This window comes from Pusillimonas sp., assembly GCF_044464525.1.
Classification (GTDB): domain Bacteria; phylum Pseudomonadota; class Gammaproteobacteria; order Burkholderiales; family Burkholderiaceae_B; genus Pusillimonas.
The window spans coordinates 33,163-56,741 of record NZ_JBIQLE010000007.1 but is presented as its reverse complement, the minus strand read 5'-3'; the positions used below and the strand labels follow the sequence as shown (position 1 = coordinate 56,741).

Below are 23,579 nucleotides of genomic sequence, written 5' to 3'. Positions count from 1 at the left end.
TTCAATTCGGGTTTACGTGGATATACCGAAAGAAATAGGGTCAGGCTTTACTGTTCGCTTCGAGCTCGGCGGCTTCTTCGGAAGCCTCGCCGTTGTCGAGAAGGTCCATATACAGGCGGATGCAATCGCTGCGGTATGTGATTTCACCCACGTAGATGGCCTCGTTGTCGTCGGACGTGACAACGCAACGGCACTCGGCCGTGGGTGCGCTTAGCGAAACTCCCAACAAGCGGGCGACTTCCGGATCGGCGGTGCCGATGGTCATGGTTTGATGGGCTTTCTTGACCACGCTGCCGCGAAGCTTGTCGAGCACGGCAAGCGCCGTCTGCTTCATGAACTCGTCGTGATATTGCTCGAGAACCGAGCTTTTAATGTGTACGCTTACCACGGCGTAAGGCATGCCGTCGCGCAACTGCAGGCTGCGCAAGAAGCCGTACTCGTCCGCCAGCTTGCCCTCTTCTGCGCTAAGGCGGGGAAATGCCGGCGGCTCGTTGACAGTGATGAATCGTGGCACGTTGTTCTTGATGGAGCGGATCATCGCGTCCCAAGAAGTTTGGAGCGTGAGCCAGCGCTTGTCATTCACATGCTCTGCCACGAAGGTGCCGCGCCCCTGCTGGCGCATCAGCAAGCCTTCTTTCTCGAGCAGCCCCACGGCCTGCCTGACGGTTACCCGGGCCCGCTTGAACTCTTCTTCAAGTTCTTCAAGCGTGGAAATTTTTTCGCCAGGCAGCCACTCACCCGTTTCGATGCGGCGCCGCAGCGCCGAGGCCACCTGTATATATGCGGGGATGTGACCAGACAAACCCTCTACGTGCCGTTTCTGCATATCGTGTTCTCTATAGATTCAATAACAAGAAGCGCCGGGGTTATACCACTCCGCTCGTCAAGTTTTCGGTTCGCAATGCTGCCTGATCAATGACACCGGCCGGCGCCACTTCTTTCAAGCCATATTCAGCGATATTACACAATTTAACATTCAGGTCGCGCGCGAGACCCTCGGCCTCTTCCAAGCTTACTTGCTGAAACTCGACCGCGGAACCCGGACGGCGTCGAGCCAACACGGGTATGTCGCTGGAAATGACCGTGGCGATCTTGGGATACCCGCCCGTGGTCTGCGCATCGGCCAGCAACACGATCGGCATTCCTGAACCGGGCACCTGGATGGCGCCGCTGACAATACCGTCTGACACCAGATCATAACTATCGACGTGCGCAAGCGCAGGCCCGTCCAGGCGAAAGCCCATGCGGTCGGCTTTGTCCGAAACCACGTACTGCCCGGAAAAAAAGTCTTCCTTGGCCCGGCTCGTAAAGTAATCGTCCTGAGGCCCCAGCACCACACGTATAGCTTGCCCATAAGCATAATCGTACGGCACGGCCAGCTCTTTTTCGAAGCGTATTTCTGCGTCGGGCATCATCAGGCCCAGCATATCGCCGCGTCGCAGCGTCCGCCCCTCAAACCCGCCAATACCGCCCCTTACGTAGGTTGAAGCGCTGCCCAACTGCACTGGCACATCAAAACCGCCTTCAACCGCCACGTATCCGCAAAGCGACTGGCCAAGCGATGTGACTTTCACCACATCGCCCCGCAGCAGGCGGACACTGCGGCCTGCGGGCACCGTCAGTTGGCGCGCGCCGGACACCGCCAAGGAACCATCGCAACCGAACAGAGCCACCCTGGCCGAACCGGCCTGCACTTCGAAAGACATGCCTTGCAAAAGCATTTCCAACACGGGCGAGCCCGCAGAATTGCCCACCAGCACATTGGCCAGCCGCGCGCTTACCCTGTCGATGGCGCCCGAAACCGGCACGCCGACGTCTTGATAACCCATGCGGCCCATGTCTTGAAAAGTAGTGTACGGCCCGGCATCGAGCACCTTCAATACCGCTGTCATGATACGACCCTCTGGCAATCAATTTCGTAATCATCGGCTTCGACGGCCTTGCGGATATTCGAATACTCATCAATGCCGACGGGTTTGAACCTGACCTTGTCGCCCGGGCTGAGCAAGGCCGGGCTTTCGCTTTTTGCATCGAACAAGCGAACAGGCGTCGAACCGATAAGATGCCAACCACCGGGGCTTTCAAGCGGGTAGATGGCGGTCATGACCGATGCAATCGCCACAGAGCCGGGCGGCACGCGGGTTCGCGGGTTGCTGCGCCTGGGAAGTACGAGCGACGAGGGCAAATCTCCCATATAGGGATAGCCCGGCACAAAGCCCAGCATATATACATGGAAAAGCGTGTCGGCATGCTGCTCGACAACCTGGGCTGAACTTAGGCCACCGGCTTGCGCCACCTCGTCGACATCGGGCCCATACTCGCCCTCGTAGCAAACCGGAATCGTCCACTGGCGCGCCTCTTGTCCTTCTGCTTCGGAAGATTCAAGCAAACCCTCGAGCTTGCCCTGCAGCTCTTCGCCGCCCACGACCAAAGGGTCGTAATTGACCAGCAAAGACCGAAAGGTCGGCACCAGATCGGTGATGCCCACGATGCCCAAAGCCCGTATCCGCCGGCCCAGCCGCAGCACGCGATCGCTAAGCGCCCGGTCGATGACATCGCCGAACTGCACTACCAATGCGGTATCGCCCTGCTTAAGAAACTGCACTACCATCAGTTGTCTCCCGCTTCAGATTTCCCCACCCCGCAACGCCTAGGGTTTCCATTGATCACAATGATATTGTCTTTCTATCTTTAGCACAATATACTTATCAGCATGTAGACAAGCTTAGATCAATTTAAACCAGCGCGCCAGTGTACTGTCCGCTTCCAAGACAATAATCACCCACCTCACTCAAGGAACCAACATGACCCTATCAGTGAACCTCAATGCAGACATGGGCGAAGGCTTCGGCGCCTATGACATCGGCGACGACAGCGCCATCCTGAAAATAATCCGCTCGGCCAACATCGCCTGCGGCTTCCATGCCGGCGACCCTCTCACCATGCGCCGCGTTGTCGAGCAAGCCAAGCAGGAAGGCGTCAGCATCGGCGCGCATCCCGGGTTCAACGACCTGTGGGGGTTTGGCCGTCGCCGCATTCAAATGAACGCCAACGACCTTGAAAACCTCATCGCATACCAGATTGGCGCGCTTCAGGCCATGGCCTCATTCTGCGGCGAAAAAGTCACTCACGTAAAGCCGCATGGGGCGCTGAACAACATGGCGGCGGAAAATGCCGACTATGCCATGGCCATCGGCCGCGCCATCAAAACCGTCGACCCCGACCTGATCTATGTTGCCTTGTCGGGTTCCGAGATGGAAAAGGCCGCCCAGAACCTCAATTTGAAACTTGCCCGCGAAGGCTTCTGCGATCGTCTCTATGACGACAACGGCAACCTGATGTCGCGCAGCATTCCCGGTTCTGTCATCCATGACCCCAAAGTCGCCACCGAGCAAGTGGTGCGCATGGTCGTCGAAGGCGAAATCATTTCCACATCAGGCAAGCGTATCAAACGCAAGGTCGACTCGCTTTGCGTGCATGGCGACGAGCCCACCGCGGTGGCGCTGGCAGCCATGGTCCGCAAGGGTCTTGAAGACGCCGGCGTCAAGATCGTTCCCCTTACCGAAATGGATCTTTCCTGAACGGTCGGCAACTTCACAGCACTCTAGGAGCATTCCATGCAAAATCAGAAAAAAATAGCCATACTGGGCGGGACAGGCGCCCTCGGTTCGGGGCTTGCAAAGCGTTGGGCCAAAGCGGGCCATCAGGTCATCGTGGGCTCTCGCACCGCCGAGAAGGCACAAGAAGCCGCAAATGCATTGGCCACCCCTGAAGGCGGGCCCAAAGCTCAAGGCGCCACCAACCTTGATGCAGCCAGGCAGGGAGACATCGTGGTCCTGACGGTACCGTTCTCGAACCACAACGCGCTGCTGGAAGAAATCAAAGACGCTGTCGACGGCAAGATTGTCGTCGATGCCGTCGTGCCGCTGGTTCCGCCTAAAGTCGCGGTGGTGCAACTACCGCCCGAAGGCTCGGCGGGCATGATCGCCCACAAGCTCATCGGCGACAAAGCGCGCGTGGTGGCGGCGTTCCAGAACGTCGGCGCCGCAAAGCTGCAAGCCGACGGGCCCATCGCCTGCGACATCCTCGTCACCAGCGACGACCAAGACGCCAGGAAGACCGTCATCGGGCTTATCGAGGACATCGGCATGCATGGCGTTGACGCCGGCCCCATCGCCAACTCGGCCGCTGCAGACGCCATGACCTCTCTGCTGATCGGCATCAACAAGCGCTACAAAGTAGAGTGCGCGGGCATCAAGATCACCGGGCTGGCCGAGTAAGCGACATGCACACGCCGGACACCTCGATCAAGCTTACGGCCTTGGATGGCTTTCCCATGGTCTTGCCCGGAGACGACCTGCCCGCCGCCATTATCGACAGCCTCGAACAAAACGGGCTGTCTCTGGAATCGGGCGATGTGGTCATCCTGGCGCAAAAGATCGTATCCAAGGCCGAGGGCCGGCTGGTACGGCTGGCCGACGTGACGCCGTCGCCGCGCGCACAGGAAATTGCGCGCGACATCGGCAAGGACGAGCGCATGATCGAGTTGATCTTGTCGGAAAGCAAATCCATTGTCACGCAAGCGCCTGGTGTACTTATCGTCGAGCATAGGCTGGGCTACATCATGGCCAACGCCGGCATCGATCAGTCGAACATCGACCACCATGATGGCGACGAATATGCGTTGCTGCTGCCCGAAAACCCCGACCAAAGCTGCCGCCAGTTGAAAGCGCGCCTCGATTCGCATTTCGGCGCGACGGTCGGCGTGCTGATCAACGACAGCTTCGGCAGGCCATGGCGGCTTGGGGTTACCGGCGTAGCGTTGGGCGCGGCCGGCCTGCCCAGCCTGATCAGCCTGATCGGCAAGCCCGATCTGTACGGCAGGTCGATGCGTGTTTCAGAAATTGCCTACGCCGATGAAATCGCAGCCGCGGCATCGCTGCTGATGGGCCAGACAGACGCGGGCAAGCCCGTAGTGCATTTGCGCGGGTTGCGGTGGGACAGCCCCGAGAATTCCGCCGACGCATTGATACGCCCCAGGCACCAGGATCTATTCCGTTAAACGAAAGGGTTTCGGACATGGCAACAGAAAACTCCAGCAAGTACACACCAAGCGGCCGCGTGCTCGCATTGTGCGGCGGCGTGGGCGGCGCCAAGCTGGCCCGCGGGCTGAACGCGCTCATCTCGACACCGGGGCAGTTGGCCGTAGCCATCAACACCGGCGACGATTTCGAACATCTGGGCCTGACCATCTGCCCCGACCTTGATTCCGTTCTGTACGGGCTTGCAGGCAAAAACGACGAACAGCGCGGCTGGGGCCGCGCCAACGAAACCTGGCATTGCCTTGAGACACTAAAAGAACTCGGCGCGGAAGATTGGTTCGCATTGGGCGACCGCGACCTGGCCGTGCACATCGAGCGCAGCCATCAGCTTCGAAACGGTAAGACGCTAAGCGAAGTTACCGCCGGTTTTTGCAAGCAATTGGGCATCGCCGCGCAAATGCTGCCCATGTCGGACGACGCCGTGCGAACCACTGTTCAGACAGACGAAGGCGATCTCGCCTTCCAAGAGTACTTCGTACGCCGGGCCACTAAACCCAGGGTGCACGGCATCTCTTATCTTGGAGCCGAGGCGGCCGAACCCAACAAGGCTTTAATGGAATGCCTAGCCGACGAATCGCTGGAAGCCGTTGTTATCTGCCCTTCGAACCCGCAGCTCAGCATCGACCCTATTTTGGCCTTGCCCGGAGTGCGCCAGGCGCTTAGGGACGTAAACGCACCCGTTGTGGTGGTGTCTCCGCTGATCGGAGGCCGCGCCGTGAAGGGACCGGCGGCCAAGATCATGGCCGAGCTCGATATGTCGGTCGATTCGAACGGCATCGCCCAGGTCTACCTGGATTTGCTGGACGGCCTGGTCATCGATATCCAGGATGCCGCGGATTCGCATCACCTTTCCGTGCCGGCGCTACCAACGCCCACGCTGATGCGCAATCTGCAAGACTCGATCCGGCTTGCTTCGGAAACCCTCGCCTTTGCGCACACCCTGCGCCGCGACGGCGCCATGCGCAAGAGCAGCGCCGACGGCCGATAAAAAGAGAGGGCACATGCAACGTATCGCAGCGGTCATACCCGTCAAGAGCTTCAACGAAGCCAAGCAGCGCCTGAAAACGGTTTTGTCGCACGAAGAGCGCCGCCGGCTGGCGCGCGTGATGTTCGAAGATGTGCTGAGCGTCCTTATCCAATGCGAACGACTGGCTGCAGTGTATGTCGTCACCTCCGACCGCGAAGCGGCTCATTTGGCCATATCGCTTGGGGCGTCCACCCTGCCCGACCCTGTGTCGGGAGGCCTTTCGGGCGCCGTCGCAGCCGCAGCGCAGACCCTGCGCTCGCAAGGCATGGAAGGCATGATGGTGGTGCCTTCGGACGTACCCGCCATCGACCCCGCCACGGTCAACCACCTGTTGGATGCGCATGCGCTGCCCAGGGCTGTGACGCTGGTGCCGGCGGCCCGGGACGGCGGCACCAACGCCATGCTCTGCTCTCCGCCCAACGTCATACCCAACTGCTTTGGGCACAACAGCTTCAGGGCGCATCGCCACCTGGCCACGTCCTCGGGCATCGAGCCGAACATTCTAAGCACGCCCCGGCTTCATTACGACATCGATCGTCCGCTTGACCTGCTGTCGTTCTTGAACTGCAGCAGTTCCACCAAAACCTATGCCTACCTCAAGCGCAGCGGCATTGCCGCGCGCTTGCTGAACGCCGCCGTATTTCCGGCGACCGAATCTATTTTTCCCAGGGCCGTACCGGAGCTTATCCCGACCCGATTTCAAAAAGGATGAACACTATGCCCAGCTTGATTCTTACGGACCGCAACACCCCGCTTTCCGACGAAGCCGCCTACGGCCTCATCGAACTGGCATCGGACCAGTTGCTGGCCCCAGCCGGCGCCATGCGAGACAAGGGGCATGGCGAAGCCGTCTCGTATTCGAAAAAGGTGTTCATACCATTAACCCAATTATGCCGGGATGTCTGCCACTACTGCACCTTTGCGCAGACGCCCCGCAAGATGCCCGCCCCGTATCTAAGCATCGAGCAAGTGCTGGAGATAGCGCGCCAGGGCGCCAAGGCCAATTGCAAAGAAGCCCTCTTCACACTGGGTGACAAGCCCGAACTACGCTACATGGCGGCGCGTGAAGCCCTTGATGCCATGGGCTACGACAGCACCATCAGTTATCTGGTCGATGCCTGCAAGACCGTCTACGAAGAAACCGGGCTCATCCCCCACGTCAACCCTGGGTTGCTTACCCGCGAAGACCTGGACAGGCTGCGCGCGGTCAGCGTTTCCCAAGGCATCATGCTTGAAAGCACTTCCGAGCGACTTTGCGAACCCGGCGGCGCGCACTATGGGTCGCCCGACAAGCTGCCTTCGGCGCGCCTTCAAACCCTGCGCCTGGCCGGCGAAGCGAAAGTGCCTTTCACCAGCGGCATCCTCATCGGCATCGGCGAAACGCGCCGCGAGCGTATCGACTCGCTGCTTGCGTTGCGCCGTCTGCATCAGCAACACGGCCACATCCAGGAAATCATCGTTCAGAACTTCCGGCCCAAGGCCGGTACCAAGATGGTCAACGTTGAACCACCATCGCTGGAAGAGCACGTCTGGACCATTGCCGCAGCGCGGCTGATATTCGGCGCCGAAATGAACATCCAGGCGCCGCCCAACCTGCAGCCAGGCGCACTGAAGCAGTTGATCGACGCGGGCATCAATGATTGGGGCGGCGTCTCGCCGGTTACCCCCGACCACGTCAACCCCGAAGCGCCCTGGCCGCACTTGGCCAACCTGGCTGAAGCCACCCGCGAAGCCGGCAAGGAGCTTGTTGAACGCCTGGCAATCTACCCCGCCTATGCGCGCAAGATGCAAGAGTGGGTAGACCCCGCGTTTCACACGCGCCTGCTGCAGGCAACCGACGGCCAAGGCCTGGCCTACACCGAGAAATGGACAGCCGGCAGCCAGGAAGCGCCTCCGGCAGACACGCTCTTCTGGAACACCTCTACTGCCGACCAGTATCTGCCCCTGATAAAGAATGAGCTAAGTGTCATCTTGCAGCGGGCTCAAGCCGGCGCAGCCCTAAGCGAAGCAGAAATCGTACGCCTGTTTCGCGCCCATGGTTCCGAATACCGGGCTGTGTGCAAGGCTGCCGACGAATTGCGAGCCGCCGTCAATGGCGATACCGTCAGCTTCGTCGTCAATCGCAATATCAATTACACCAACATCTGCGGCTATCGCTGCCAGTTCTGCGCATTCGCCAAAGGGCGCGGCGCCGAAGACCTGCGCGGCAAACCCTACGACCTGCCGCTGGACGAAATTCAGCGCCGTGTGCTGGAGGCCTGGGAGCGCGGCGCCACCGAGGTGTGCATGCAAGGAGGCATACATCCTTCCTATACCGGCCACACCTATATGGAAATCTGCGAGACCGTCAAGCAAGTGGTTCCAGAGATGCAGATTCATGCTTTTTCGCCGTTGGAAATCTGGCAAGGCGCCCAGACTCTAGGCATGCCTTTGAAAGATTACCTGCTGCGCCTGAAACAAAGCGGCCTCTCTACCCTGCCCGGCACCGCCGCCGAGATCCTGGACGACGAAATCCGCGCCGTCATCTGCGCGGACAAGGTCACCACAGAGCAATGGAAGGAAGTGGTGCGCACCGCGCATTCGGTGGGCCTAAGAAGCACATCCACCATTATGTTCGGACACATTGAAGGCTATGAACATTGGGCGCGCCACATTTTGCACATCCGCGAGCTTCAGGCCGAGACCGGCGGCATCACCGAGTTCGTGCCTTTGCCATTCATCCACATGGAATCGCCCATCTACCGCAAAGGACGCGCCCGGCGCGGCCCCACGTTCCGCGAGGCCGTGCTGATGCACGCCGTGGGTCGCCTGGCATTGCATCCCCACGTGCCCAACATACAGGCATCGTGGGTGAAGATGGGAGACGTGGGCGTCGAGGCCTGCCTGAACGCCGGCGCCAACGACATGGGCGGCACCCTGATGAACGAGACCATCTCGCGTTCGGCCGGCGCGTCGCACGGCCAGGAAATGACCGCTCCGCGCATGGAAGCCCTGCTTGAATCGATGGGCCGCATTCCGCGCCAGCGCAACACCGTTTACCAAGACATACCTCAAGAGATTCAGAAGCGCGCACGTGAAGACAAGCCCGCCATCCAACCGATTATTCCGCTGATGCGCAAGCACGCCAAACGCGCGAAGGATGCCAGCCTTGTTTAACGCATTTTCCGACCAAGCCCTATTTGAGCCTGTCGGTGTCGAGCCTCATGCGGCGCTGGACGACGCCGCCGCGCTTCTACAAGGCCGTCGTTCCGTAAGGCGCTATCTGCCCATTCAACTGCCTGTCGACCTGATCGACCGGCTGCTGTATCTGGGCTCGTGTGCGCCTTCGGCACACAACCGCCAGCCCTGGCGATTCGTGGTCTTGCGCTCCCATGAAACCAAGGTGCGCCTGGCCTCGGCCATGGGCGACAAGTTGCGCCGCGACCGCGGTGCGGACAACGACGACCCCGAGGCGATCGAGGCGGATGTGTCCCGGTCGTATGCACGAATCACCTCGGCGCCGGCCATCATATTGCTTTGCCTGACCATGGAAGACATGGATCGCTACCGGGAACAGACCCGCAACGACCATGAACACAACATGGCCATACAAAGCGTGGCCATGGCGGGACAAAACATCATGTTGGCGGCCCATGCCGCCGGGTTGTCTTCGTGCTGGATGTGCGCGCCCATGTTCTGTCCCGACATTGTCCGTGGCGCGCTGAAACTCGCCGACCACTGGATACCGCAAGGCATGCTGACTGTCGGCTACGCAGCCAACCACGGCAAGCCCTTCATGCGCAAGCCGCCACACGAGACAACGCTGTACCTCGACGAAGCCGACACCGGCCCGACACTGAATGACCCGGCCCACTGACCATCGCAAGCGGCTCCCGCCGACTTGCAATGCAAGCAGCGCCCGTTGCCCATAGGAGAAACCATGTTCGTCAAAAACAAACTCGCCAGCCGTTCCCCTTACCCCGCCGATTTGCGCACCATCATGAATCTTGAACGCGCTGCAGAATCGCGCGAATGGCTGTCGCAATGGAAACTGCTTAACCCCGACCCGACGCCGCTGGTCTCCCTCCAGGGCCTCGCCTGCAAGCTCAAGCTTGGCAGCGTATTGCTCAAGGATGAATCCAAACGTTCGTCCCTGGGCAGTTTCAAGGCCCTGGGCGCCTCGATCGCCCTGGTGCGGCTGATCTTGCGCAAGTTTCCCTCTGCCGGCTATACGGCCAAATCTCTTTTTGCCGGCGAGCATGCCCAAGAGCTGAAAGACTTCACTGTGGTTAGCGCCACCGCCGGCAACCATGGCTGCTCGCTGGCCGCCGCAGCGCGCGACATAGGCTGCCGCTGCGTGATCGTGCTCAGCTCGCAGGTGAACCCCGATCGGGAAAAGGCCATCGCGTCGCAAGGCGCCGATATCGTGCGTGTCGACGGCGATTACGACGATTCAGTCGAACATGCCGAATCACTATCCAAGACCGAAGGCTGGCTCGTCGTTTCCGACACCTCGTACGACGGCTACGAAGAAATTCCACGCGATGTGATGCAAGGCTATGCGACCATTCCCGCCGAAGCCATTGAACAGTTGAACGCCTCGAGCGATGCCCAACCCCCCTTCACCCATGTATTTTTGCAGGGCGGCGTGGGCGGCATGGCTGCCGGCCTGGCCGCCTACCTTTGGGAACGCTACGGCGTCAACCGCCCCACGATGATCGCCGTAGAGCCCGATCAGGCCGACTGCCTGTATCAAAGCGCGGTGGCGGGCCACGCCGCCAGCGCGACCGGCTCCATCGACTCCGTCATGGCAGGCCTGGCCTGCGGCGAAACCTCTCCGCTGGCCTGGCGCTTTCTTCAGCCTTCAGTGGATTTTTTCATGACGGTTGCTGACGACACCGCCGTTGATGCCATGAAGCTGCTGGCCTACGGCGAATACGGCGACACTCCCGTGGTCAGCGGCGGCTCCGGCGCCGCCGGCCTGGCCGCCCTGATTCAGTTGGCGAACGATGAAGCCCTGCGCGGCCAAGTGGGCCTGGGTGAAAACTCCAAGGTGCTGTTGATCAATACTGAAGGCGCCACTGCTCCAACCGATTACCTGGAGCAGGTGGGAAAAACTGCCGACGAAGTCTTGAAAGCGGCTGCCGAAGCTTAAAAAAGTGATTGAGTGATTGGGGTGGGCTGGATGCCCACCCGCTAAGAAGCGGCCACGCCCGCCTCTATCGCGCCCGCCCGCCAGAAAACCGGCTCGGGTGATAGCTCGCCGGCCATCACGGCGCGCGTCAGCTCACGCTTTAGTATCTTGCCGCTTGCCGTCATGGGAAAGCTCGTGGTCAACAGCACATATTCAGGCATGTCGTACTTCGACAAGCCGCTTTCATAAAGGTATTGAAGCACCGCAACATGATCGGGGGGCTGGGGGCCGTCCCAGATCATGCCCAGGCAGGCTTTTTCTCCGAGCCTGGGGTCGGGCACCGGAAATACCGCCGCCTTGCGGATGTGGGGATGGTTGTGCGCGAGGTCTTCGATGATGCCCGGATAGATATTGCGTCCGCCCCGGATGACCATTTCTTTCTTGCGCCCCACAATGCGCAGGCACCCGCTTTCATCGATGGAACCCAGATCGCCGGTCAGGAACCAGCCGTCACTGTTGAAGGACTCTTCCGTGGCATTTTGATTGTCGAAATATCCCAACATCAATAAGCCGCCGCGGCCGCCCAGCTCGCCGATTTCGCCTGGCTCCGCCTGCACGTCGGGATCGTCTTGTTTCCAGATTCGGGTTTCGTAGCCGTGGCAGCTGCGCCCGCAGGTGCCCACAATAACTGCTTCGCCATCGTCGGGCACGGTGTAATGGTGGCTGCCATTCTCGCTCATGCCGAAGGCATTTTGCGGCACCACGCCAAGGTTGAAGAACTCTTGCGCCACCCAGGGCGGAATAACCGAGCCCGACAGGTAGAACACCTTGGCATGACCCATGGTCTCGAGCCGGCGCTGATGGATTTCCTTCAAGAGATCGATGCCGTGCGTGGGTACGCCCAGCAGGTATTCGGCTTTCGATTCGATGATCAAGTCGAGCCATTGCGAAGGCACGGAAGAATCACTGACGACCAATTCTGCGCCTGCGATGACAGACTGCTCTAGCGCCACCGTACCGATATGATGGCTCATGGCGCTGAGGGTAAGCATGGTGGTGTTTGGTGTGAAGCCCCAATCGGCCACCATGGCGCGGCCATTGGCCAGCAAGGTGTTGTCGCTGTGCATTACGCCTTTGGGGTTGCCGGTGGTGCCCGACGTAAAGGCAAGATACAGAATCTTGTCGGGATCGGTATCCACCGGAGCAAGCTCAAGATCAAGACCGGCCTGCGGGTAGCTTGAAACCTGGCCGCCGGCGGCCGGATCAACCTCTTGGCGTACGAGCACCACCTGCTTCAGCGATGGAACATCGACCATGCGATCAACAATTGACCTTCCGGTAACGTCGCACCCATAACCCAGCCTGGTAAACAGCACTTTGCACTGCACCTGGTTGAGCAGGTCGACGATGCCCTGAACCGTATGGTTTTTATGCAGCGACGGACAACACACATAACCATTTCGCGAGCAAGCCAAAAAGATGGCAATACTCTCGACGCAGCTTGGCAACCAAACCGCGACTCGGTCGCCCCGCCGCAGGCCCATGGCATGCAATACGGCCGAAACCCGATCCACCTCTTGAACAAGCTCGGGCCAGGTCAGCCGCCGGCGAATATCGCGAGCCGCATAGCCTTGCGGATGCTCTAGTGCGTTGCGTGCCGCCAATGTGTAGAAAGTATCTTCCTTCCAGATGCCGCTCGCATAGTAGCCGTGTGCCGTGCGCGGGTTATGCAAGGTCAATAATGTGCTCATGTATTGGCGTTCCTTCGCACACGGCGATTAAAGGTATCGAGACGGTTACAAGCTGATGCCGGTTTAACTTTACTCTGCTCAATACCGTTGATAAGATACTATTTACGGTATGACCATATTATTTTACACTGAAGCCATGCCGCTCTCAACAGGAGACTGATATGCGCGTCATCGACATTCTCAAAGGCAAGACTGGCGTTATATATACCACCACGCCGGACACGCTTCTGACTCACGCCATAGTGACCATGGCAAACGAGGATTCTGGCTCGCTGCTGGTCATGCATGACAACCGCCTGGTGGGGCTGCTATCTTTTCGCGAGGTTATTAACACACTCGCGCGGCAACAGTCTCGGCCCAGCGACGAACCGCCTGTCGTGCTCGAAAAACTAAAAATAAAAGACGTCATGAACGCCGACCCGATCGTGGTCGACCCGCAGATGGATGTACACACACTGCGCGGTGTGATGATCAAGGTGCGGCAGCGTTTCATGCCCGTGGTGGACAACGGCGTGGTGCTGGGCGTGCTGTCATTTTACGACGTGGCCCGCGCCGTGCACGACGAGCAAGAGGCCGAGAACGGCCATTTGAAAGCCTATATCAACGACCTGCCTGCGGCGGTTATTCACGCGTAAAAGGCTGGCTCGCCCGATAACCGCACGAGGCGTTGGGCTTTGGGCTTTGGGCTTTGGGCTCCGAACTCTCGACTCCGAACTTTGGGCCGGAGCTTGAAGTCGGGGCTTGAGTCCGGAGCTTTGAGCTAGAACTTTGGGATTGGCCTCGGGGCTCAGGGCTCAGAGCGTACATATTGTCAGATACTAGATGCACTGTAATTAAGCGGCACGGCGCAAGAAAATATGACCAAGCTGCTGAGCAGCGCGACACCAATTCAGTTCACTGCCCTTCGGTTTCTTCCAGCCACGCTCGAAACTCACCCGTGGCTGGATCCCGTAAGAACAACAGCCCCGTGGCCACGCCAAAGTAAGCGCCGTGCAGTTCCAGCTCGCCCGCTTCAACGGCGCGACGCACAAAAGGGAAAGTCAGCAGGTTGTTGAGGCTTTCTTCGACAACGGCCAGTTCAAGCCGCTTCAGGTGGGTTTTAATATCGCCCGTCATGGGCCCGACGCGCTTGGCGGCCGGCTCGATCTGCGCCATCCACTTGCTGATGAAATCGCCCTGGCTAAGCGGCTCGCCGCAATCGTGGAACGCGCGCACGCCGCCACATAATGCGTGGCCCAATACAACAATATGCTTGACCTTGAGGCCGTTGACGCCGAACTCGATCGCCGCGCTAGTGCCATGGTGCGAAGCCCTGGGGTCGGTTTCGTACTTGGGAACCAGATTGGCCACGTTGCGCACAACAAGCATCTCGCCCGGCCCGGCATCAAAGATAACCTCCGGCGAAACCCGGGAGTCGACACAGCCGATGAGCATGATCTCGGGGTGCTGGCCCGATTCACTTAATTGTTCATATCGATTGCTTTCGGTCTTGAACCGGCCATCTAAAAAGCTTCGATAACCTTCTGTAAGTCTGGATGGCAACATCTTTAGAACCCCATGTGTATTTATCGATAAATGCCTGCTCAACCCAGCAAGCCCGCTTTGCACACGGGGTTTACATCGGCACGGCAAACTTTGTAATTATGCCCTTTTCAAGGTTGGCGAAACAGGCGCATAAAGCATCAGAATTTGACGAAGAGCTTTTTCGTGGGCACTTGACCCTGCTGGCTTATTAGCTCAACAAACCCAGGACATAAACGCTGCATTCAGCAGGACAAGAACAAGTTCCGGCGGTATGTTGAAAATGCTGAAATCCAAACGACGGCACAGCCCGCCGTTTCAGCGAGATTTCATTGAAGCGGTGACAGCAAGCACCATCGCCACACAAATCGTTAGTACAATAAAGATGCTAATTACATTTGATCCAGCAAAGTCTGCGAGAAATGAGTTGCTTCGAGGCCTGCCTTTTTCCATAGTAGAGAACTTTGATTTTGAAACTGCCCGTATCGTGCTGGATCAACGCAAAAATTATGGCGAAATCCGCTATTTTGCACTGGGCCGAATCTCCGGCAGAGTTCACGCGCTGGTTTTCACGGAAACCGCCTCGGGCATACGAGTCATTAGTCTTCGCAAAGCCAATTTTCGCGAGATACTCCGTTATGAACAAACGACCCGCAAGACCTAGCCCTATGTTGGTAGATGCAGAAAACCCGGAATGGACACAAGATATGTTTGACCGGGCGGTCGGCGTTGAAGAGTTGCCCCCATCTTTACAAAAAAAGCTGCGCGGTCGCGGGCCGCAACGTCGCCCCACCAAGGTAGCAACGACAGTCCGGTTTGATCCTGCCATTGTTGAACATTTCAAAGCCGGCGGTCCTGGTTGGCAAACACGAATCAACGATGCGCTAAAGAAGGCCATTGATACTGGTCTCGCATAGGGTGTTCGCCCGTTCCACCAAGGGCGAACACCCTGCAATACTCACTGATTCCTACGGCTCCTCAACCAATTGGACCTTCCCATCATCAATCTTCACCAGATAGCTGATGGGATGAGCCTGGCCGCTTTCCTTGCCTTCCGGCCCCTCCTTCGCGAACTTGATTCTTCCAGCTATGGTGATGAAGTCTGTTTCCCATAGGGCCTTGCGGATCGCCTCGGGCTCAACGACGCCCGCCCGCTCTATGGCTTGCGCAATGGTGAGTGTGCCCACGTATGCCCGGGCCCCTTCCGGCATGCCGTAAGGATCGTATTTATGGCCTTTCCACGAGGCTACAAAACTGCGGGCCGCTTCAGGGTCGGGGGTGGCGTCTGGGAACCAGGGCACGAACAGCATGATGTGGTAGGTTCCATTGGCCGCCGTGCCGGCTTGCTCTATCAACTGGTCCGGCATGGCGCCGCCCGACGTAATTACGCGCCGCTTGATGCCCAGGGATTGCATCTGCTTCATGATCAAGGTGGCCTGCTCGACACTGGTGGTCAAGAACAGAGAATCGGCATCGCTTGCCCTGATGACAGCCAACTGCGATGACATGTCTTGGGCGGTGGCGTCCATCATCTGCACCTGACCCACTTCGACGCCGTTTTCGCGCAGAACGCCGCCGAACGTTTCGGCGCCGTTGATTCCCCAGTCGTTATTCACCACCAGGAAGTCGGCTTTCTTGATGCCCAGGGTCTTGATGTGCGGCGCAAAGTTCTGCGCTTCCATGAGGTTGGTGGGGGCCACCCGGAATACATAGGGGTTTCCGTCGGTTGTGATCTTGGTGGAACTGGCTATATCGACCACCATGGGAACCTTGTATTCCATCAGCTTGGGCATGGCTGCAAGCGTATAGGTGGAACCCCACGCGCCTTGCATCACAGCCACTTTGTTTCGCACGATAAGCTTCTCGGCGACGTTGGCGGCTTCTGTCGGATTGCTTTTATTGTCTTCGATGATCAACTGCAATGGTTTTCCCAACACACCGCCCTTGGCGTTAATCTCTTCGACCGCCACCTTCATGCCATTGGCAACGAAGTTGCCCGAGGCTGCCACCACGCCCGTAAGCGGCAAATTCACACCTATTTTTATAGTTTCTTTAGCGTACGCTGATGCGGTAATAAAACATGCTGCGATTGCACCAGTCAACAACTTGCTTGTCATCTTCATAGCTCCTCCCGGATGCATTGTTTTGATAACACTACGTGGCCGCCGCGCTTTGTCCGCGCATCGCTCGGCGGATCGAACACCCCCTGACTACAAGGGTGGAATTCGATTAATGCTGTGCTGCATGCTCAATAAGCAGCACCGCCAGGTCGCAGCCTGGGTCTTGTACTTGTTCTATAGATGGAGAAACACCCGCTTTTAATAGTTTTCTGGCTGTCAGGTGTTCTTTGGCGGAGTTGATCGTATCCACCGAGACCAGGCGATCATCGGCAAAGTGGTATATGGAAAAAGCGTTGTCGCTGCTTCCGGCGCGAACAACGGAAGCAGTAACGCCTCTGGCGACGCCGGCAATCTGTAATTTCAAATCGTACTGATCCGACCAGAAATACGGCACATCTTCAAAAGGCCGCTCTTGCCCAAGCAAGGTGCGCGCCGCGGCCTTGCCTTGTTCTATCGCATTTTGCACAGACTCCAGGCGCAGCAGTGTGCCGTCGTCGCAACGGCGCGCAGTGCAATCGCCGGCGGCCACGATGCCGGGCGCAGAACTGCGGCCCAAGGCGTCCACCACGATGCCGTGCTCGCACTCCAGTCCGGCTGCCTTGGCAAGCTGGTCGTTTGGCACGATGCCTATGGCCACCAGGGCCAGGCCGGCTTGCAAGCGCTTGCCGTCAGACAGATGTATAGCGGCCTCATCCGAGCCGTCGGTTTCAATTTTTGCAACTTGTGCGCCAAGCTCTATGTGCACGCCGCGTTCGCGGTGCCGGCGCTCGTAAAAACTGGCCAAAGCGGGCGTGGCGACTCGGCCTACTAGGTTTGGCCCGGCCTCAAGCACCGTCACCTCCAAACCCATGTCTCGGGCCACCGCCGCCACTTCAAGGCCGATGAATCCGCCGCCGATAACAACCACCGGCAACTGCCTTTCACGGCAATAGCCCAGGCGTTGTGCAATGGCGGCGGAATGTTGGCGCGATCTTAGTACATGGACCGCATCAGAATCATCCTGGCTGCCCGGAAGCCGGCGCGGAGTGGCGCCCGTTGCCAAGATCAGGCCCGAATACTGAAGCGCCTCTCCATTGCTCAGGGTGACCGTGCGGCTGCCGGGGTCGATGGCGCTGACACGCGACCCGGTGCGCAGCTGGATCTGCTTGCGATCAAACACCGCCTGCCCGCGCATGACGAGCTGTTCCGGCGCAAAGCCTTCCTTCAGCGCCGCCTTCGACAAAGGCGGCCGATGATAAGGGGCATCGGGCTCGTCTCCAAGCAGCGTGATCCGCCCTTCGTACTTCTCGGCACGCAACGCTTCGGCGGCCTGCAAGCCCGCCTGGCCCGCTCCGATTATGATGATGTGGTTTTCCATATCGGCCGCCGGTTCATTCCTGGGTGTCGGGCATAACGATAGTCAGCCCGTCCAACGAAGCTGTTACCTTGATCTGGCATGAAAGCCGGCTATTGGGTTTCCGCTCGGCCGCCACGTCTTCAAGCAGCTCAAGCTCTTCCTCGCTGGGAGGGTCCAATTCGCCAAGGCGATCTGGGTCGACATAGCAATGACAGGTGGCGCAAACCAAAGACCCCCCGCACTCGCCAATAATGCCGTCCAGTCCATTTTGCACTGCGCCCTGCATCAGACTGTGCCCCTCGGGCAAGTCGAGCGTGGTGGTATCCCCCGCGGGATCAACGTAGTTAATGCTAGCCATGTGTTACCTATTCCTGTTGCCATGTGCCGGCGCCTGCATGCCGGCACATGGGTTGCCGCGTTGAAGCTTAGTCAGCGTTGACGATCTTTCCGTCTTCGATCTTCACAAGGTAGGTCATCGGCGTGCTTTGTCCGCTTGCCTTGCCTTCCGGACCGTCCTCGTGGAACTGGACCTTGCCCGTCAAGCCGTCGAACTCAACCTTCCAGAGCGCTTCGGTAATGAGCTTGGGGTCGGGCTCTCCGGCCAGTTCGATGGCTGCGGCCAGCGCCTGGATGCCGTCGTATCCGCGAGCACCTTCCGGCATCCCGGCGGGGTCAAGTTTTGCCTTCTCCCAGCGCGCGATGAAATCCCGCGCACGATCCGGGCTTAATGTGGCGTCCGGGAACCAGGGCACGAAGAACATGACGTGATACGTGTTGTTCGCGGCCGAGCCTGCGTGCTGCATCAACTGCTGCGGCATGATCCCCCCAGTGGTGATCACCGGCAAATTCAGGCCCAGCGCCTCAGCCTGCTTCATCACCAAGGTGATCTGTTCCGTGCCGCTGGTCAGGAAGATATGGCTTGGAGCATTGCGGGCATGCTTGATCTCGGAAAGCTGCGAGGTCATGTCTTGGGCGGCTGCGTCCATGATGTGGGTCTTGCCCACTTCCACGCCCTGCTCTTTGAGCATGGCGCCATACGCCTCGGCGGCGCCCAAGCCCCAGTCGTTATTCACGACCAGGAATTCCACCCTGGTGATGCCCATCGGCTTGACCCGCTCGGCAAAGCTTTCGGCCTCCATCACACTGGTGGGGCTGATGCGGAACACATAGGGGTTGCCCTGCTTGGTGATCTTGCTGGAGCTGGCGGTTTCCACCAGCATGGGAATCTTGTATTCCATCAGCTTGGGCATGGCAGCCAAGGTGTAGGTAGAGCTCCATGCACCCAGCAAGGCCGGTACCTTATCGCGCACGATCAGCTTTTCGGTAACGTTCGAGGACTCTGTCGGATTACTTTTGTTGTCTTCGATAATCAGTTGAAGCTTCTTTCCCAGAACCCCGCCGTTATCATTGATTTCAGCGGCGGCGATTTTTGCCCCTTCGGCCACGAACGTGCCCGCCGCCGCCACCACTCCTGTCAAGGGTTGGTTCACACCGATCTTGATCACTTCGGCTGCCTGCACGTGTGCCGCGCCCGCCACCGACAGAGCAGCAACCAGCGCTTTGATACGTGTCATTCTCATGTTTGTCTCCTAGTGTTATTGCGTATTTGCTGCTTTATATGTAGTTCGCCACGTCATAAGGTTGCGGCCTCGGCGACGTTTTGTTCCTTTCCGGACTTTTCCTCCTCTATAAGCTTTTGCACCATCTTGGCCATGCGGCGAGGCGCTGCATCGATGCCGAGAATGATGCGTTTGGCATCTGGATTACGTTCTTCTTCTTTCTGAATGCGCTCAAGAATCACCTTGTCTTCATTGAAGGCAAAATCCAGGGCCGCGTTCATTTCCGCATCAATTTCCGGCTCGTCCGTGCGGAAGTTGCGTACGTGGAACCAATACTGCAGCACCGTACGCTCGTCCACAGGGGTCAGGACATGGCAAGAATGCATTTGCACACCAGTGTGGCGCTGTTCCGGATCGGTGATGGACCCCGCCGGGCAAGTTCCCATGTCAATATCAAAGAAGCACGGCGTGGTGTAGTTGTAGTAGTGCCAGCGATCGACCTGGCCGGTCATTTTGGCGAACTTCTCGAACAAGGGGATAGGCGCCGCGTTGGGTATCCAGCGCCATACCGAAATGGAGTTTTCGCCATAGTCGTTATTGACCGGGATGCTGGCCCCCGCCGGCGTGCCCAGCGTGGATTTATGCACGAAGGTTACGTGCGCCGGGTCAAGCAGGTTTTCAACCAGGCTAAGGTAATTGCACTCGATACGCAGCACCCCGCCCTGCACCGCGTGCCAGCCCTCTTGGCCGTACTGCGGCAGATTGAACATCTTGTCGACATCGGCAAGTTCCGGGTCGCCAAGCCAGATCCAGACCAAGCCATACCGCTCTTCAATCGGGTACGACTTCACCACGGCGTTCTTGGGAATGATTTCTTGGCCGGGGATACGCACACACGTGCCCGAACAGTCGAACGTCATGCCGTGATAGCCGCATTCCACGTGGTCGCCTATAAGCGTGCCCAGCGACAACGGCGCAAGCCGATGAGGACACGCATCATGAAGCGCGCTTACCTTGCCGTCGGTTCGGCGAAACACCACAACCGGTTCATTGGCGATTACGTGGCGCTTAAGCGTGCGATCGACCTGATCTGACCACACCACCGGATACCAAGTATTCTTGACAAATTCCATGACCTACTCCTTGACCTTTTTAAGAGTTGAGTTCAATAAGGAAAGCACCAGCCAACCCGCAAAAGCGTTAGTGGAAGTACGATCCGCCGTCGACCACCATCGTCTGCCCAGTAATGAATGAAGACCCCGGCCCGGCAAAAAACGCCACCGCGCCGACCACATCGTCGGGCAACATGTCGCGCCTGAGGGCGCGGCCCTTGATCGAGAACTTCGAAGACTTATCAGCCAGCTCGGGGTTCTTGAGTATCCCTTCGCTAAGCGTGAAGCCCGGCGCCACGCTGTTGATCAGAACGTTGTCATCGCCAAGCTCGGTGGCCAGGGCGCGCGTCATTGAGATCACCGCCCCCTTCGTGGCCACGTAATGCAACATGTTCGGGTTGCCTTTAAAGGCGACGCCCGAGGAAATGTTGATAATCCGCCCGCCGCCCTGCTTTCTGAAAGCTGGCAAAACAGCCCGGCAGCACAGAAACTGCCCGATCACATTCACATCGAAGATGGTGCGCCAATCTTGCACGCTAAGCTGCTCGAAGGGCTTCTGCTCGATGGTCGAAAAAATGGCTGCGTTGTTCACCAGCACATCGAGCCGGCCATAGGCCTCCAGCGCCGCAGCCGCCATTTTCTCGGTGTCTTCTTCGCTGGACACATCCACCTTGACGCCAACGGCATCAAACCCTTTTGCCTGAAGCTTCTGGGCCGCCTGATCCGCATTGGCCAGATCGGCAACCACAATGCACGCCCCCTGCCCGGCCAAATGCTCTGCAATGGCATACCCTATTCCCATCGCACCGCCCGTAACGACAGCAACCTTGTGGCTCAATGGCATGATGTCTACCCCTTGTTGTCGAAAAGGCTGGCCGGGGGGCAATAGTGCCCTCGGCCGATAGGCGTGTCTGCTCCTTCGCGGTGCAAGATGGCCAGGTTGATGATGGGCGACATACCCGTCGCCACGATGCGGGCGGGGTCCAGACAACCGGTTTGCGGGTCCAGCAGCTGCTTGGGCCGTTCGGCCACATCCGCAGGCAGATAATCGTTCCATTCCTTCAGCAACACAGGCGCATGCTGCAATGCCTGCCCGCCAAAGCCACAGGTATCCACCACCGCGCTGTCGCCGATGGCGCCCAGCGACTCGTCGGCAAATTCCGGCTTGAAGTAAGGCCCGCTTGGCGACGGGGCCGAAACACTGTTCCAGGTATCATTGCCCTTCAGCTTGATGCCGAACTCAATACCGTTTCCACCGATGGCGGAAATGCCGTTTTCATTCGTGCCCAGCTTCCAGCCGCAATAAGCCATCCATGGCGTCAGAGCAAAGCCGGCGTTGGCAAGTATGGCGGCCCTGAACTCTTCGGGCAGCCCTTCCAGAGCATCCACAAGCAAGCCCGTACCCGCCTGCACCACTGCATGACCGTCGTCACCCATTTCGTGGGCCTTGCGCATCAACTGCTCTGGATGAATGGCTGTTTTTTCCAGCAAGGGGTTCGCGTGCTCGGCCAGCTTGGCGCACCAGCCAAGGGCATTGTCGCGGCTGCGCGGGTCGGCCGAGCCAAACCGCAACGCCGGGGGCCCGCCCTCGCTGACAGGAGAATAAACACGCAACTTGTCATTGCCCACTTCCCAACACCAGGTAGATGGCCCAGCCACCTGCGCCAGGGGCACGACAATGCCGTGATCCTGCGCCGGCAGCAGCCGGATGCCCGCCCCTTCGCCGGCTATGGCGCTACGGGCTGCATCAAAGTCCGGCGACCACCCCTCAAGCACGGCGGCATGCGCTGCGGCATTAAGTACCGCACCGGGCGGTTGGCCCTTATAGGGAGGACCCGCATGAAACAGAGTGCGGGCCGGAAGATTCGATACCGCGTCTTCAAGGCGAACCAGACGAATAAGCCTAGCTTCATTGGACATCCATACATCTCCGAACATAACTGTTGATTGGAGCGACGAAAATGTCGCGCTTTTAGCTCAGTATGCTGAACAATTCACGGCACCGGGCGGCCGGAAAAACCAAGGTAAGCAAACTAATTTACTAATGTTCCATCTTTAGGACTAGTCTAATTAGGTTTCTTTTTGAATGTCAACGAAAGAATGGGCACAAAAATGGTCTAGACAAGTGAAACCCCTGGTAAATGCTGGCTTACAGCTAGAAAAGCTAGGGAAAATACCCATGAAATAAAACCCGGAAGAACAGCGCTTTGTGCATCGCACAATGAGTTTTATATCGGCATTTCTATGTCGTTCTCATGGATTTTTTAGAATGTGTGCACTGAATGTCAGTGTCGAGAACGATCATTAATGTTTGCGTTATATGCTCGACTTTTTGCCTTACGGCAGCACACGTATGAAGCCGCTTGATCAAGCGGCTGAAGTCAGTCTCGACGACCTGTAGCGAGAAAGCTCGCTACCTTGAAAGAAACGCGGATGTTGACGCTATCCAAGATATCCTTGCTGAGGAAGAGTAAAGAAAAGACTACCCTTCCAATGCCCGCAACGCAGCCTCGGGCTCGCGGTCCAGCACCCTTAGCAAGGCCTTGGCGGCCCCGGTCGGATAGCGCTTTCCTTGCTCCCAGTTGCGTATCGTTTCAATGGGAACATCGATACGCTGGGAAAATTGCGATTGGCTCAACCCCAAGCGCTTGCGAACACGCACGGTGAACCTCGCAGCGTCTTGCAAAGCGTCTTTGTCGTCGGCCAGTTGGTGTTGGGCGATTTGCCGTTCGGTTGTAGCGTCTACCCTGGCGAGATCGACCTTTCCCTGCCGCAACGAAGCTGGCGCAGATGGATCAATTTTCGTTCGTACGATTTTCATAACGATGGACCTCGCGCTGGTTGGCCTTTCGAGCGGAAAAAATACGTACCGTGTGATACCTGGGTGTATATTGCTCTTGATCTCGTCCCACTCGAACACTACATTGCAATTGTAGTT

The 23,579-nt window shown here is 58.3% G+C and carries 24 protein-coding genes; 11 read left to right on the top strand and 13 right to left on the bottom strand.

Annotated features, from left to right (window positions below; translation table 11 throughout):
- Nucleotides 1-40: 40 nt before the first annotated feature.
- From ACIY1O_RS05755 to pxpB, 3 genes are read right to left on the bottom strand one after another with little or no spacing between them, the layout of a single operon-like run.
- A complete protein-coding gene (locus ACIY1O_RS05755) occupies nucleotides 41-826 on the bottom strand; it encodes a GntR family transcriptional regulator (protein ID WP_397474137.1) in 786 nt (261 codons plus the stop codon).
- Nucleotides 827-866: 40 nt separating this feature from the next.
- Nucleotides 867-1,892 (bottom strand): 5-oxoprolinase subunit C family protein, encoded by a 1,026-nt coding sequence (locus ACIY1O_RS05750; protein WP_397474136.1) that lies wholly within the window; start codon nucleotides 1,890-1,892, stop codon nucleotides 867-869.
- Nucleotides 1,889-2,611: a 5-oxoprolinase subunit PxpB gene (gene pxpB / locus ACIY1O_RS05745; RefSeq protein WP_397474135.1), complete on the bottom strand. Its 723-nt coding sequence runs from the start codon at nucleotides 2,609-2,611 to the stop codon at nucleotides 1,889-1,891. Before pxpB ends, ACIY1O_RS05750 begins: the two co-directional genes overlap by 4 nt.
- A gap of 193 nt (nucleotides 2,612-2,804) precedes the next feature.
- Between pxpB and ACIY1O_RS05740 the strand changes: the two genes are divergently transcribed.
- The 8 genes from ACIY1O_RS05740 to ACIY1O_RS05705 all read left to right on the top strand — a co-directional run bounded on the left by ACIY1O_RS05740 (nucleotide 2,805) and on the right by ACIY1O_RS05705 (nucleotide 11,263).
- Nucleotides 2,805-3,581, top strand: coding sequence for a LamB/YcsF family protein (locus ACIY1O_RS05740; RefSeq protein ID WP_397474134.1), 777 nt, complete (start codon nucleotides 2,805-2,807; stop codon nucleotides 3,579-3,581).
- A 36-nt stretch (nucleotides 3,582-3,617) separates the two neighbouring features.
- Nucleotides 3,618-4,280, top strand: a complete 663-nt coding sequence (npdG, locus tag ACIY1O_RS05735; RefSeq protein ID WP_397474133.1) for an NADPH-dependent F420 reductase — start codon at nucleotides 3,618-3,620, stop codon at nucleotides 4,278-4,280.
- A gap of 5 nt (nucleotides 4,281-4,285) precedes the next feature.
- Nucleotides 4,286-5,062 carry a coenzyme F420-0:L-glutamate ligase gene (gene cofE, locus ACIY1O_RS05730; protein WP_397474132.1) on the top strand — a complete coding sequence of 259 codons (777 nt, stop codon included), beginning with the start codon at nucleotides 4,286-4,288 and terminating at the stop codon, nucleotides 5,060-5,062.
- 17 nt (nucleotides 5,063-5,079) lie between these two features.
- On the top strand, nucleotides 5,080-6,090 hold the full coding sequence (gene cofD, locus ACIY1O_RS05725; RefSeq protein ID WP_397474131.1) for a 2-phospho-L-lactate transferase: 1,011 nt from the start codon (nucleotides 5,080-5,082) through the stop codon (nucleotides 6,088-6,090).
- A gap of 13 nt (nucleotides 6,091-6,103) precedes the next feature.
- Complete coding sequence (cofC, locus tag ACIY1O_RS05720; RefSeq protein WP_397474130.1) at nucleotides 6,104-6,841, top strand: 2-phospho-L-lactate guanylyltransferase; 738 nt, start codon at nucleotides 6,104-6,106, stop codon at nucleotides 6,839-6,841.
- A gap of 5 nt (nucleotides 6,842-6,846) precedes the next feature.
- The gene (cofH, locus tag ACIY1O_RS05715; protein WP_397474129.1) at nucleotides 6,847-9,285 is read left to right on the top strand and encodes a 5-amino-6-(D-ribitylamino)uracil--L-tyrosine 4-hydroxyphenyl transferase CofH; all 2,439 of its coding nucleotides are present in this window, start codon (nucleotides 6,847-6,849) and stop codon (nucleotides 9,283-9,285) included.
- On the top strand, nucleotides 9,278-9,985 hold the full coding sequence (locus tag ACIY1O_RS05710) for a nitroreductase family protein (protein ID WP_397474128.1): 708 nt from the start codon (nucleotides 9,278-9,280) through the stop codon (nucleotides 9,983-9,985). Before cofH ends, ACIY1O_RS05710 begins: the two co-directional genes overlap by 8 nt.
- Nucleotides 9,986-10,048: 63 nt before the next feature.
- Nucleotides 10,049-11,263: a diaminopropionate ammonia-lyase gene (locus tag ACIY1O_RS05705; RefSeq protein WP_397474127.1), complete on the top strand. Its 1,215-nt coding sequence runs from the start codon at nucleotides 10,049-10,051 to the stop codon at nucleotides 11,261-11,263.
- Nucleotides 11,264-11,304: 41 nt separating this feature from the next.
- Here the strand turns inward: ACIY1O_RS05705 and ACIY1O_RS05700 are convergent, their stop codons facing one another.
- Nucleotides 11,305-12,993, bottom strand: coding sequence for a class I adenylate-forming enzyme family protein (locus ACIY1O_RS05700; protein ID WP_397474126.1), 1,689 nt, complete (start codon nucleotides 12,991-12,993; stop codon nucleotides 11,305-11,307).
- A 161-nt stretch (nucleotides 12,994-13,154) separates the two neighbouring features.
- On the opposite strand from ACIY1O_RS05700, the gene ACIY1O_RS05695 reads away from it, so the two are divergent.
- On the top strand, nucleotides 13,155-13,628 hold the full coding sequence (locus tag ACIY1O_RS05695) for a CBS domain-containing protein (RefSeq protein WP_397474125.1): 474 nt from the start codon (nucleotides 13,155-13,157) through the stop codon (nucleotides 13,626-13,628).
- A gap of 259 nt (nucleotides 13,629-13,887) precedes the next feature.
- Here ACIY1O_RS05695 and ACIY1O_RS05690 read toward each other — a convergent pair whose 3' ends face one another.
- Nucleotides 13,888-14,538 carry a carbonic anhydrase gene (locus tag ACIY1O_RS05690; protein WP_397474124.1) on the bottom strand — a complete coding sequence of 217 codons (651 nt, stop codon included), beginning with the start codon at nucleotides 14,536-14,538 and terminating at the stop codon, nucleotides 13,888-13,890.
- 259 nt (nucleotides 14,539-14,797) lie between these two features.
- On the opposite strand from ACIY1O_RS05690, the gene ACIY1O_RS05685 reads away from it, so the two are divergent.
- Both ACIY1O_RS05685 and ACIY1O_RS05680 read left to right on the top strand, forming a co-directional pair.
- On the top strand, nucleotides 14,798-15,178 hold the full coding sequence (locus ACIY1O_RS05685; protein WP_397474123.1) for a BrnT family toxin: 381 nt from the start codon (nucleotides 14,798-14,800) through the stop codon (nucleotides 15,176-15,178).
- A 4-nt stretch (nucleotides 15,179-15,182) separates the two neighbouring features.
- Complete coding sequence (locus ACIY1O_RS05680; RefSeq protein ID WP_397474122.1) at nucleotides 15,183-15,431, top strand: BrnA antitoxin family protein; 249 nt, start codon at nucleotides 15,183-15,185, stop codon at nucleotides 15,429-15,431.
- 51 nt (nucleotides 15,432-15,482) lie between these two features.
- On the opposite strand, the gene ACIY1O_RS05675 is transcribed toward ACIY1O_RS05680, so the two are convergent.
- The 8 genes from ACIY1O_RS05675 to ACIY1O_RS05640 form a co-directional block, all read right to left on the bottom strand.
- On the bottom strand, nucleotides 15,483-16,631 hold the full coding sequence (locus ACIY1O_RS05675; RefSeq protein WP_397474121.1) for an ABC transporter substrate-binding protein: 1,149 nt from the start codon (nucleotides 16,629-16,631) through the stop codon (nucleotides 15,483-15,485).
- Between the two features lie 112 nt (nucleotides 16,632-16,743).
- On the bottom strand, nucleotides 16,744-17,991 hold the full coding sequence (locus ACIY1O_RS05670) for an NAD(P)/FAD-dependent oxidoreductase (protein ID WP_397474120.1): 1,248 nt from the start codon (nucleotides 17,989-17,991) through the stop codon (nucleotides 16,744-16,746).
- 13 nt (nucleotides 17,992-18,004) lie between these two features.
- Nucleotides 18,005-18,328: a 2Fe-2S iron-sulfur cluster-binding protein gene (locus ACIY1O_RS05665; protein WP_397474119.1), complete on the bottom strand. Its 324-nt coding sequence runs from the start codon at nucleotides 18,326-18,328 to the stop codon at nucleotides 18,005-18,007.
- Nucleotides 18,329-18,395: 67 nt separating this feature from the next.
- The gene (locus tag ACIY1O_RS05660) at nucleotides 18,396-19,544 is read right to left on the bottom strand and encodes an ABC transporter substrate-binding protein (RefSeq protein ID WP_397474118.1); all 1,149 of its coding nucleotides are present in this window, start codon (nucleotides 19,542-19,544) and stop codon (nucleotides 18,396-18,398) included.
- 59 nt (nucleotides 19,545-19,603) lie between these two features.
- Entirely contained in the window at nucleotides 19,604-20,662 is a 1,059-nt protein-coding gene (locus ACIY1O_RS05655; protein WP_397474117.1) for an aromatic ring-hydroxylating dioxygenase subunit alpha, read from the bottom strand.
- A 67-nt stretch (nucleotides 20,663-20,729) separates the two neighbouring features.
- Nucleotides 20,730-21,485, bottom strand: a complete 756-nt coding sequence (locus tag ACIY1O_RS05650; RefSeq protein WP_397474116.1) for an SDR family NAD(P)-dependent oxidoreductase — start codon at nucleotides 21,483-21,485, stop codon at nucleotides 20,730-20,732.
- Nucleotides 21,486-21,490: 5 nt separating this feature from the next.
- On the bottom strand, nucleotides 21,491-22,561 hold the full coding sequence (locus ACIY1O_RS05645; RefSeq protein ID WP_397474115.1) for an oxamate carbamoyltransferase subunit AllG family protein: 1,071 nt from the start codon (nucleotides 22,559-22,561) through the stop codon (nucleotides 21,491-21,493).
- Nucleotides 22,562-23,123: 562 nt separating this feature from the next.
- Nucleotides 23,124-23,462, bottom strand: coding sequence for a helix-turn-helix domain-containing protein (locus tag ACIY1O_RS05640; RefSeq protein ID WP_397474114.1), 339 nt, complete (start codon nucleotides 23,460-23,462; stop codon nucleotides 23,124-23,126).
- Nucleotides 23,463-23,579 lie beyond the last annotated feature (117 nt).